The 12,673-nt window shown below is 53.1% G+C and carries 5 protein-coding genes; all 5 read right to left on the reverse strand.

From position 1 onward, the window contains the following. Position 1: 1 nt before the first annotated feature. The 5 genes from tssI to MIM_RS18540 are packed head-to-tail and all read right to left on the reverse strand — an operon-like array spanning position 2 to position 12,666. Positions 2-6,121, reverse strand: a complete 6,120-nt coding sequence (gene tssI / locus MIM_RS18520; RefSeq protein WP_158318753.1) for a type VI secretion system tip protein TssI/VgrG — start codon at positions 6,119-6,121, stop codon at positions 2-4. Further along, positions 6,090-7,187, reverse strand: a complete 1,098-nt coding sequence (locus tag MIM_RS18525; RefSeq protein WP_025374255.1) for a pentapeptide repeat-containing protein — start codon at positions 7,185-7,187, stop codon at positions 6,090-6,092. Before MIM_RS18525 ends, tssI begins: the two co-directional genes overlap by 32 nt. Next, a complete protein-coding gene (locus MIM_RS18530; protein WP_025374256.1) occupies positions 7,184-9,799 on the reverse strand; it encodes a DUF2169 family type VI secretion system accessory protein in 2,616 nt (871 codons plus the stop codon). Before MIM_RS18530 ends, MIM_RS18525 begins: the two co-directional genes overlap by 4 nt. 35 nt (positions 9,800-9,834) lie before the next feature. Further along, positions 9,835-12,255 (reverse strand): type VI secretion system Vgr family protein, encoded by a 2,421-nt coding sequence (locus MIM_RS18535; protein WP_025374257.1) that lies wholly within the window; start codon positions 12,253-12,255, stop codon positions 9,835-9,837. A gap of 18 nt (positions 12,256-12,273) precedes the next feature. Then, positions 12,274-12,666, reverse strand: coding sequence for a DUF4150 domain-containing protein (locus MIM_RS18540; RefSeq protein WP_025374258.1), 393 nt, complete (start codon positions 12,664-12,666; stop codon positions 12,274-12,276). Positions 12,667-12,673 lie beyond the last annotated feature (7 nt).

Consider the following 12,673-nt stretch of genomic DNA (forward strand, 5'->3'; position numbering starts at 1 on the left):
ATCAACATACTCCCGGCCTGTCGTTTAAACGATCTTTCAATTCCTGATTTTGTTCACTCGTTATGTTACCCTGCCTTTGATGCTCGTCCAGCATATGCATAACGTCTTCGTCATATTTCCCTGGAAATTTTTTATTTAAATCATCAATATCCGTAGCAATTGCCTTGTCCCACTGTTTATTCAATATAAAGTTGCGCTGGGTATTTCGAGCATTCCTTGCTCTCCTGCTGCCCCCCGTCGTAGCCATTGACCGGTGATCAGCCTTTTCCATCCAGAATGCAGGACCTCTACCTCTGCTAGGCGCACCTTCCAGCCCCTTGTATGAAGCGTAAGCCGGCACGTGATTGACCTCGCCACCCATGCCTTTATAATAATTATTGCGAATCGAATTCCAGGTACTGCGTAAAATCTCCTTCATCAATCCGAAAGGATCAATCCAGTTCGCAGTATTCGGCGCATAGGTATAGAAATTCGAATCCCCGAATAACCCTATCGGATCCTGCTGAATGAACCGGCCGATATCCGGATCATAATACCGAAACCGATTGTAGTGCAGCCCTGATTCCCGGTCATAATATTGGCCCTGATAGCACAGGTTATTTTGCCCGCCGGCTACCCCAGCGTCTCCACCGATCGAGTCCAGCTGTTTGCCGAGTGCCGAATATCTCCCCTCCCAGACAATATGTCCATTGTCATCGGTGAGCAGTTGCGGCGTACCGATGTGGTCGCACTGGTAATGGCTGACCGATAAATGATTCCGGCCTTCTGCAATCGTATTGTCGGCACTGTACTGATACTGAATCAGGGGTACAAAACTATTTTCTTCGTACAGATAGTGGGTTTTATCAACAGCATCACCTACTGTGCTTTCTTCAAAAGCCAGATGATGACCATCCCAGCCATAGAACGTGACTGCTGCGCCCGATGTCTCCTGCTGATTTACCTTTCCTATCCGCCGATCAAAGGTATCGTAAATGTATTCAGCCTCAGAGACATGCTTACTGTTCAGATCGGTATTGACCGTTTTCCTTAAACGACCAAATTCATCCCATTCGAACTCCTGCAGCGAGTCAGGCTTGCGCTTGCGAATCAGGTTGCCTTGAGCATCATATTCAAAATGCATGCCAGCACAGCGTTTCAGAATATTCCCTAACACCTTCGAAACGTTTTTGGGAAAGGTATTGGCTGGTTTTGAACGTTCCGTTTTGTCCCTATCCACCAAATTACTGGCAGGGTCAAATGCAAAGAGCTCAGTCTCATTAAAAGCGGTAGCGGACACCAGCCGGTCCAGCGCATCATAGCGGTATGTCGTTGTACCGTGTCTGGAATCCTCAATAGCGACCAGCGAACCATCCAGACCGTAGGCGTATTGACGCGAACGCAGGTTTGTTCGGTTGCCTTGTGCAAGGTTCAGCTTTTGTTCTTTCACCCTGCCCATAACATCATAGTTCGTAACGGCAAGAAGTGAATTTGACTGCCGCTTGCGTACTGCGCGATGACTGTTGTCCCGTTCAAAAGACAGCACTTCCTGATCGTCCAGCAATATGCCGTGAACGTGCCCTGCACCATACCGCAGCCAACTGACTTTTTCTCCGCTGGGACGGCGGGTCGTAAGTCGATTGGACAGCTCGTCAAATTCGTTTTCCCAGACATATTCGCGATTTTGTCCGAACGCGTTGTATATATGGGTCTCCCGAATGGGATTGTTCAATACGTCATATTCAAAGTGCTGATCACAATATTCGTTGTGTGCCCTGATGATTCTATTGGAGATATCGTATTCAAAGCTGTCCACCAGGTGGCCGGCACGACGTTTGAGCAATTGTCCCATCACGTCATATTCAAAGTGCGTTTCCCGGTCTGCATCCTCCATGGAAAAGAGCAGGCCAGTAGGCTTATCATAGTTGTATTTTTTTACCTTTCCGTCGAATCCGACAGTACGAATCAGCCGGTCTACCGGATCAAACTGAAAGGTAAACTGTGCGCCATTTTCATCTTGCAGGCTGGCCAGGCGTCCCTTTTTATCATAGTTGTAATGAAAATCCTGCTTGAGCGGATCTGTTTTTCTGGCCAGCCGGCCGGCCCCATCATACGCATAGACGGTCAGATTATCTATGGGATCGATAAACGACAATAACCGACCCTCTTCATCAAAATCCAGTGTCAGGACACTTCCGTCCGGACGCCGCACTTCATTGATAAAGCCGTAGCGGTTGTATTCATAGGATTCTGCATTGCCGCAAGGATCGGTTTGTTTGACCGTGCGTCCCAGCAAATCATATTCCCAGCGCCGGGTTTTATTTGAACAGTCCGAGTACCGAATGAGCAGACCCGCCGGATTGTAGGACAAAGTACTCACCCCACCGGCGGGGTTGACCGACTGAATCAACAGACCTTCGGCTGTGTACTGGAATTCGGAAGTATGACCCTTGGGGTCAGTCTCTCGAATCATATTGCCGAACTGGTCGTAGTCACGCGTCCAGATATTACCACCGGGATCTACTATTTTCGTAATCTGGCTGTATTGATCATATTCCCAGCCAACCGTAGTATGGTCAGCGCGCGTCAGTTTCAGGATATTATCGAATTCGTCATATTCATATTTTTCGAATGAGTCGTCCGGATAACGAACTTCAACAATATTATGAAATTCGTCTCGTATCCTGGACTGACGCGTACCATCAGCAAAGTCAATATGAATGATGTAGTTATGGGCGTCAAAGGTATAAACGGTAGTGGCGCTCAGTGCATCGGTCACATAGGTTTTTGATTCGCTCTCGTCCCATCGGAAGCGAAGCAGGTTGCTGCCGTCATCTCTGTACTCGCGAACACATTTAGCTTGCGGGTGATCGCCGTCCCATTCCAGATTGATGCCGCGCCCGGTTTTATCGCTATAGCGAGTGATCAGATGATTCTGATAAGCGTAGGTATGAGTGCGCTCATATTGATCAACAGCTGCAACAAGATCATGCGCCTCGTCGTACTGGTACCGGGCAAGTGTACGCCGTAACGGCGTTCCATCATCTCCGGTTACCTCGTGCCATATTGTTGTGATTCGACCGTGTGCGTCGTGATCAAGGTGCACTGTCTGGATCGCGGTTTCCACACGAACAAGAAAGCCGTTCTCTGCGTCATAAATCAGTTGTGCCTGATTGCCGGCCCTGTCGGCAATCGTTTTCAGACGAAATACATCGCCGCTACGCTCAAACGTCTCGGTGCGTTGGTATTTCTGGCTCACCTCAAGCGTGTCAACATCTGGCCGCCGCCAGATCAATTCTTCGGTTCTGTCGTACCATTCCTGCCCAGGTTCAAGTTCAATCACAGAAACCGCGCGGCCGACTTCCGAAATATACTCATACCCACCTGTTTCCAAAGGCAAAACCACAAGGGTAAAGGCAGTGATCCATCGCGGCCCCAGCTCGCCCTGACCATCTTTCGCAGTCATATTGGAACGGTAGGTGCGATTCCATTCAAGCGGAAATACACCAGGAAGAACAAAGTCCAGATGACTGAACCGCTCATCACCCACATCCAGACCAATGGACCCGCCAACACGCCCACGACATTCCTTGCAATCGGCATGCGGTTTTTTGGGGTCTCCCTTATTCCCCGCCCTATGTCTCCCGCCTTTCCCCCCACGCGGTCCCCTCCCGCCGCCCGCGGCGCGGTGTTTGCCTTTATATCCAGACCGGCCGCCTGCGCCCATGGTCTTGATTTTAAAACCCTTATCCAGTTCCAGGCCGGTAATGGACAGGCTGGCCAGGCCCATTTTCTGGTCGCTTGAACCCATTTGAATGCTGGCGCCATAGATCCCGACATTCGCCAATTGCATGGTGCCGCCCATACCATAAAAGGCCAGGTCGGCGATATTTCTGTCCGTTTTAGCGCCGCTGACCATCACATCGCTCATCGCATCCAGATTGAGCTTCAGAATATACTTGTCTTCACGATTGACGGTGTTATTGTCCAGCATCACCGCCGCTTCCAGATTTGCGGGGCTTTCTTTTTCAATGTCCGTGGGCGTCTGAATGATACCGGGGCCGGTGGACTGGATATCCAGCGAGCCCCCTGCGTTAATATTAATGTCCTGTTTGGTTGATTCCTTGTACAGGCTGGGCGTTTCAAGTGTGATATCGGCCGCTTCCAGCTCGGAGCTTGAGGTCACATTTGTGGTTTCGTCTGCACTGACGGTTTCAGTAACGGTGCCATTCACCGTTTCTACGTCCTGCGTCGTGGTATTTACATGCAAGCCCAGCAACTGGTGCGAGGCGGCGCCGCTAACGGTATGGCTGTGCGCACCGGTAATGGTTTCGTCCACGCCGTCGCTCAGGGTCTGTTCCAGGTTGCCGCCCACACTATCGTCCAGCGATGCTTGTACAGTCCGGTTGTGATTGGACTGATACGACTTGACCGCGCCCGAGGCCATCGTAATGCTGGACGTACTGTGAGCGGTGTGCGAACGCAAGCCACCAATCGATGACACCGCGTTACCCACTACATCGTGCTGCTGATTGTTTTTGACATGCGTATTCATGTCTTTTTCCGCAACCATAGACAGCAACTCATTGCCCTGGCTGTCTTCAAACAGCATTTTATTCGCGTTCTCCGGGGTGCCATTCTTGGTACGCGTCAGAAAGCCGCTTTGAGTCGCGTTCTCGGGCAACGACACCGGCGGCATGTTGCTGGCGTTGTATACGCGCCCCACGGCAATGGGTCGATCCACGTCTCCATTAATAAAGTCCACTACCACTTCTTCGCGTACCCGGGGAATTTGCACGCCCCCAAAACCGCCGCCCGCCCAGGGGCTGGAGACCCGCAGCCAGCATGAACTGTTTTCGTCCATGGCACCCTGACGATCCCAGTGGAACTGGACTTTGATGCGTCCATATTTGTCTGTCCAGATTTCCTGACCGTCCGGCCCCACCACGGTCGCGGTTTGCGGACCACTCATCCGGGGCGCGGGCGTGCTGCGCGGTGCCCTGAACTGCACCGATGCCGGTATATGCTGTGAGCGAATCACAAATGTCGCATTTTCCTGAACGCCGCCTGCGCTGGCATAGGACGGATCACGAAAGTCATATTCGGCGCGCAGGATCAGATAAGACTTATTCTCTTCACTGTTTGGATAATATTTCAGGGAGAAGGTGTAGCCGGGCGCCAGATTGCGCACATTGCTCACTGCCCATGCCTGTTCCTGCAGGCACTGCATAGATTCCAGATGGACGCGGGCATAATGGTCCGAATCGGCAGAATCAACATACCCACCCATTGGATCGTACCAGTCCAGATCCAGCCCCTGGGTATTCTGGTTTTTCACCCAGCGTCGGGCGCTCATCTCCGCCTGCGGTTTCTGGAAGTCGTAGTCCATGGTGGAGTACGTGGTGGGCGTCAGTTCACCGGCAATCTGCCAATCACGAATGTATTCTTCCAGCGGCACGGAACGTGTGTCGTCCGGGTAAAAGGGGATGTCGGGCATGACCGGCAAGGGTGCATGTGAGTGCGCATCGTCCATCAATACCAGTACGTGCTGGTCTTTTTCATGTCGAAACCAGTAGTAAATGCCTTCATGCTCCATCAGCCGGCTGATGAAATTGAAATCACTTTCCTGAAACTGAACGCTGTAACCCCATTTGCGATATTGCCCCACCAGGCGATTCTCTATCGGATAATCGTAGGCCTGCAAAACCTGAGTAATAATCTGTACCGCCGTCTGATCCTGGAAGATGCGGTTGTCGGTCACCTGGGTCGAATACCATAGCCACGGACGAACCGTAGCCTCATAAATATAATACCGCCGCGTTTGCGTTTCACGATGCACTAACTTGAATGCAGTGATCACGCCATGCATATAGCGTGGCGCGGCGCTGGTTTCTACCTCCAGTGATATCGTTTTGCCCAGCAGGTCTTCCAGCACCAGTCCGGGGCTGTCGGACACAAATTCAACAGTCCATTCAAACAGGTCAGATAGCTGCTCGTGACCTTTGAGGGATTTGAACTTGAGTTTATCGCCCAAGGGGGTGGTGGCATTTACGGTACGGTTCATGGCGAGGTTCCAGGTTTGCAGTCCGGGTATCCGGGTCACGCTCCAGTCAGGACTCCAGGGCAATGCGCTGGGTTTCACTCCACATTTCTGCTTCAAACAGCTGTGGATCTTTTTCCAGCGCGCCCTGACGGCGTTTCAGGTTCAGGTCGTCGGTAATGGCCCGATGCAATCGGGTGCGGTTCATGTGGGCATCGGTAAAGCTGGCTTGATACAAATCCGCATAAGAAAAATCGGTGTGGTCCAGGTGGGTGCGATCAAAGCGGGCCTGGCGCGCCATGGCACGCAGCCACGTAGAAAGCGACAAGTTGCAATCGGAAAAATCTGCGGCCTGGGCTACGACATCAACAAAAACACTTTGCGGGAACTGGGCACCACTGCAACGGGCGTGCGTCAGATCGGCATCGGCAAACATGGCAAACCGGCCTGCCACGCCGCTTAAATCGGCTTGTTGCAAACTGGCGGACTTGAAGGCGGCCTGCGTCAGATTGCATTGAGTCAGATTGCAGCCATCCAGCCTTGCTTCAGTAAACACGCCACGTTGCAGGTCAAGCCCGCGCAGGTCCTGCTGGCTTAGATCTGAGAGCAGCCAGATCACATTGACCAGCACTGCGTCCTTAAAAACGGCAGTGCGCAGGTCCATTTCCATAAGCGTCGCCTTAAACAGATTAGCCGCGCTAAAGTTTGTGGCATCTGCCGTGCATTTCACACATGTCATTTCCTGGGCCTGTGCGCCGCGCAGTTGCGCGCGATCCAGATGACAGTCGTTAAACACGCATTCACTCAGGATGGCCGCATCAAAAACGGCTCCCTGCACGTCACACTCCTGCCACTTGGCGCTGGCCAACATGGCCTGGCGCCATTGTGTATTTTCCAGACTGCATGAATTAAAAAATGCCGAATTGGCGTAGCATTCATTCAATATTGCCCCGTCAAAGCAACAGTCGCTGAACAGGCACTCATCCAGTCGGGCACCCTCCAGGTTCGCCCCCGAAAAGTCCACATTTTCAAAGACCACCCCCGACAGATCCCAGTTGCGCAAATCACGACCGGTCAGGGCAATACGCATAATCGGCACACCGTTATAGACCATTTCCTGCAAATGCTCGTCTGTCAGCGGCGGGCCGCCACTTGTTATCACCTTCATGCCGGCTGCCCTCTCTTAGTGGGTTCCAGCTGAACTTCACGTGTGTAATTGCCGTGATGCAGGCTGTCGGTATCAATATCGGTTTCGCCCAGATCGGCTCGAAAGAAATTGACCTTGCTGAAGTTTGTTTTAATAAACCGGGACTTACGGAAAATCGTCCCCGTCAAATTCGCGGCGGTAAAGTTGGTATCACTGAATTGCGACCGCATAAACACGCCATCGGGCGTTTCCAGTCCGCTACAGTTGGCAGACTCAAAAATAGACTTGGAGCAGTCCGTGTTGCGAATAGTTGCCAGCTTAAAATTGGGTCGCAGGAAATGGATATCGCGCATACTGCTATCGCTTATCTGCGTTTGGCTGAAATCACAATCGACAACCGGCTCTGGCGTGGCCAGGGTGAAGGTGCTCATCAGCGATTGCGTAAACGAAACGCGCTCCAGCTTGCACAGGGCAATGGCGCAACGCACCAGGCTGCAGTCTGCAAACACTGTGTCGTTCAGATCACACTCGTACAAGGCCGATTTATGCAGGGTTGCCTCGTGCGCGCCTACCTCGTCCAGAGTGCAATTGAGCAGAACAGTCGCGTCAATCACCGTTTCACGCAGGATCACATGACCCAGCGTGACCTCTTTGAGCACACATTCCCCAAAAGTACTGCGACTCAGATCGCAGTACTGGAAACGCGACTCATCCAGAATAACCCGGTTAAATACACAAGCCTCAAACACAGTCTTATAAAAACCTGTCCGTGACAGGTTGGCCAGCGTAAAGGTGCACTGTTCAAACCGCGTATCGCCATAAATCCCGTTATACAGGGATGATTCATCCATATTGCAATTGACAAATCGGGTGCCCGTCATATCGGCCCTGGTCAATATCACCTGCGTCATATTGCAATTGTCAAAAACCAGACCGCGCAAATCCGCCCCGCTCAAATCCCTGCCTTCGAAGTTACGGTCCGTCTCCAGAATCTGCACCACCTCGTGCCGCAGTTGCCTTGCGGCAACTTCATTCAGCACAAAAACCCCACCCCGGTAATGCGCCGACAGGATGTGTCCGCGCCGCCGCTGGCGTTCAATCACTTGCCGATTCGCGTCGGAAGACTGGGCATCGCGAATCTGCTGCATCAGCGTTTCCAGCGCTTTAGGTTCGGTATCCGGGCGCTGCGTGGGCATCTCATGTGTGCGTATCGCATCAATCTGCCCCATCACATTGGTTTCACCCAACAGCGCAGGCATTTCACGATCACGTCCGCCCGACAATTTGAAGCGTTTGGCGGCTGCCTTGATGCGATTGAGTTCTTCACGCCGCTGCCGGCTTTCGACCTCACGCTCCTGCTGACGCTGGCGCAGATTACTCAGATCGGCCTGGGGCCGAGGCCCCACAAACTCGGGCAGATACTGGTTGGCGTCCAGTCCCAGATCGGTCAGCTCGGTTCTGGCATAGTGCGTCATATATTGCTGCAGGCGGCTCTGCTTTTCCCACATGGCGCCATTCAAATCGGGTTTGGGCACAAAGCTGGCCGTTTCCAGGTTCTCGGGTAACAGATCGTTGTCTTCATAGACCAGCAAAGCCGATTCGTCGCGATCTTCCCGCAGCACCATATACTGGTGATAGTGTTCATGCGATTTGGCAGAATATTTCCATTCCAGGGCACCCAGCACGTGGCGGATATCTTCACCATCGTCATACCAGCAAGGCACGACGCCGTGAAAGACCAGCAAATACTGTTCCTGGTGAGGCACCAGCCATAGTGTGGTTGGCACCAGTTCCACATCATGAATCTGCGGGGCGCTATCTTTGTCTTTTTGCAGTTCCACCAGGCAACGCGCCTGCCAGGCGGGCACGATCCCTTCCCAGACGGGTTTGTCCGGATGCATATTCCACACGCGGAAATGGGTATTGTCGGGCAGGCATGTCTGGTTCTGAAAAACCTGATCCGCCATGGCGGCATTGAATATGCCCGGGTCCATATCAGGAAAAAATCCAGGCGCGTCGGTTTGCTTCCACTGCTCGCTGTAGTTGCCCACTTTCCCAAAGCGTGCCGGCCAGGCAATATGCTGCGCGCCCAGACCAGCAGGTTCAATACGGTCACGCAGGCTGTGAATGGGTGCGTGGGGTGACTCTACATTAGGCATCCGCCGGGCCCGCACACCGTTGATGATTTCCTCAACGTTCCCCTTGCCTGTCGGGTTGTTTTCAAAAGCGGGGCCGCCGTAGGCGTTTTCCCACCCAATATTCATTCGCTCAAAAGGCTGGGGTGCCGAAATACGATTATCCAGAAAGGTACGATCGCCAAAAACGTTCAGCTCCTTGATACGATCATTCACCTGAACCCGTACCCGGCACCGGGTTTTGTCCTGCTGATGCGCAGTGTAGGCATACCCCGACACCAGAAACTCGGCAGCAGGCTTGGGGAAACCCATATCCAGAATACCTTCGGAGCCCAGATGCTCAGCAACGCACTGCCACATGGCCGGCTCGCTTTGCAACACCGGGTTGCCCTTGCTCAGGTCAATCAGAACGCTGGCCGACAGACCAATTTGCGTCTGACCACGCCAGCGGTAAGGCCGCACCTGCAGACTCAGGCAAAAGGGCTTGGAAATTCTCATAAAACCGATACCACGCTATGTTCCATACTTGTTGCCTACAACTCAAACCGGAAAATATGAGGACGCGTTGTACTGCCAACGCTCATATTTACACCTGTGATCGCAATACTGGCCAGATTCATGGCTACAGAATTGTTTACCAGCTTGACCTGCGCCCCAACCAGCTTGATGCTGGCCATTTGCGCAGAGTCATATAACCCACCCGCGCCCAGCTTAAGAATGACATTTGTATTGGATGAGTCTGAAGCAGACGAACGCAGCAGGTTAACCCCAATTGCAAAATTAATATCCTGCACATGGCTGACAATGGGATTAACCGATTGCATAATCGTGGTTTCCCTGGTCTGGCCGCCAGCCTTGATACTGACCTTGCTTAAGCCGTAAGCCTCAAAACTGCCGGAAGCAGTCAGGCTATAGTTACCACCCGCGTCCACTTTGAAGTTATCGCCCTTGAGCACTGTTTCGCCACCAGCCACTTGCTTGGCATAGCTGCCGCTCACTGTCGTTTTCTCGCCCGCACTATAGTTGCGAATGGTGGACCCGGTAATCGTGTCTGTTTTGTGGGAATGAATGGTGCGTACCAGCCCCTGGTTATACGAATGCAGAGCCGGCTCGCCGCTAACGGTCAGGCTCTCGGCGCCACCCACCGTTTGTGTGTTAACGCCGGTAACTGAGCGAGACTGGCGCTGGGTCACCGTATCGGTGGAATTGCCGGCCACGCTAAAGCAATGACTGCTCTCGTGCTGGTAGGTGGTATCGCCTGTCACCAGCTTGTTGAACAGGCCACCATAATTCCAGGCGTGCGTTCCAAGAATATTGGTCGTCGACATGGCCCCGACAAGGTGATTGCTATTATTCTTAACGCGGGTGGCCATATCTTTCTGCGCGATCATGTTCAGCAACTCGCTACCCGGATTGTCTTCAAACATAACCTGATTGGCCATATCGGGAGAACCGTCTTTACTGCGCGTGTGAAAACCGCTTTTGGTGGCATCGTCCGGCAGATTCACAGGTGGCATATTTTCAGCGTTATAGACGCGTCCCACGCAAAGTGGCCGGTCGGGGTGACCACCGATAAAATCAATAATCACTTCCTCGTTCACCCGGGGAATCTGCAATCCGCCAAATCCACCCCCGGCCCAGGGACTGGAGACGCGAATCCAGCAGGAACTCTGCTCATTTTTCTGGCCGTAGCGATCCCAGTGAAACTGGACTTTGATACGGCCATAATGATCTGTCCAGATAGACTCGCCGTCCGGCCCTACAACCCGGGCGGTCTGCGGCCCGCTGGTCTGCGGAACCGGCGTAGTGACCTCCTTGCGGTATTGTGTGCTGGCGGGAATCGCCTGAATACGGATATCCAGCCGTGCCTGATCAATCGGTACGGCAAGCGTGCGATCCCAAGCCGCTGCCGTCGCGTTCTCCGGCAGTTGCGAGGCAGCGGAATCACGCGTCTGCATCGCCACGCTATGATACGGCGCTTGCACAAAATCATACTCAGCCTGGACAATCAGATAGTCCCTGTCCTGTGCGCTGTCCGGATGATGGTTCAGGGCAAAAGTATGCCCGGGCGCCAGCGCACGGGCATTACCCTGCGCATTAATCGTGTGACGCGGCACCTGCAGAGCCTGCATGCGTACCCGGGCATAGCGTTCCCCGTCTTCGGGTTCGGTGTAATGACCAATAGGCTCATAGCGCTCCAGGTCCAGCCCCTGCATATCTTTTTGCGCTGCGCGCTGTTTCACATCCAGCCGGGCCTGCGGTTTATTCAAATCGTAATCAGTCGCGGCAAAACCCGTTGACGTTAACGAACGGCGCGGCTGCCATAGGTGTATATATTCTTCCAGGGGATTAATCAACGTTGTATGGCTGTAATAAGGAATATCGGCCAGGCCCCTGACCGCCTTGTGGGCGCCGCTTTCATCGGCAATCACAAGTGTATGTTTACCCGCCTCGTGTTCAAACCAGTAATAGATGCCTTCATGTTCCATCAGGCGGCTCAGAAAATCGAAGTCTGTTTCGCCGTACTGCACGCAATACGTCCATTTGCGATAGCGCTCGAGCAGCCGCAGCTCCAGCGGGAAGCCATACTCGCCCAGGACTTCCTGCAGGATATCCACCACGCTTTTCTCCTGAAAAATCCGGTAATCGCGTGTTTGTGTGGCAAACCAAAGCCAGGGCCGCAGCACCGCTTCATAAATGTAATATCGGGGAGGATGCGAGGTACGGCCGATCCGCTGCATATGGGTAATCAGCCCGCCCAGATAGCGTGGCGCCTGGGTTTGCTCTATCTCCACCGACACCTGCGCGCCCAGCAGCGCTTTGACATTGAGCGCGGGCGTGGGGCTCAATATCTGAAGTTTGAATTCAAACAAGTCCGAAAGCACCTCTCTACCCTTCAGAGCGTGCATCAGAACGTCGTCGGGCAAGCCATGCAACTGAAACAGGCGGTTCATGATGTATGCTCCTGCATGTTAAGGCGCCAGAAACAGCACGGCGAGCGTACCTGGAATCAGTGAAAAACCAATGGTATTAATCCAGTTCTGAGGCCCGATGCAGCACAACCGATTGGCCGGTGTGCCGAACAGAAACGTGGTATAGGAGTTCAGAATCAGGCGACGCGAAGGCGCCACAACGGTGTGGGACAGCACCCCGGTACCCACGCCAGGAAAGTCTCCCAGCGTGATGGGTGTCGTGGTCATCATATTGTGCGCAAAGCCGCCTGTGAACAAGATAGTCACGGCAATGGGAATGGCCATCATGGGCAGCCCCATATCGGGATAGGGAATCGGCAACAATACAGGCGGTGTCAAACACACATCCGGAAAGGCGAGATCCAGCCCCATCAATTGTGTTGAGCCCAGCATAGCAATT

Origin of the sequence: Advenella mimigardefordensis DPN7, assembly GCF_000521505.1 — a bacterium.
Classification (GTDB): Bacteria; Pseudomonadota; Gammaproteobacteria; order Burkholderiales; family Burkholderiaceae_B; genus Advenella; species Advenella mimigardefordensis.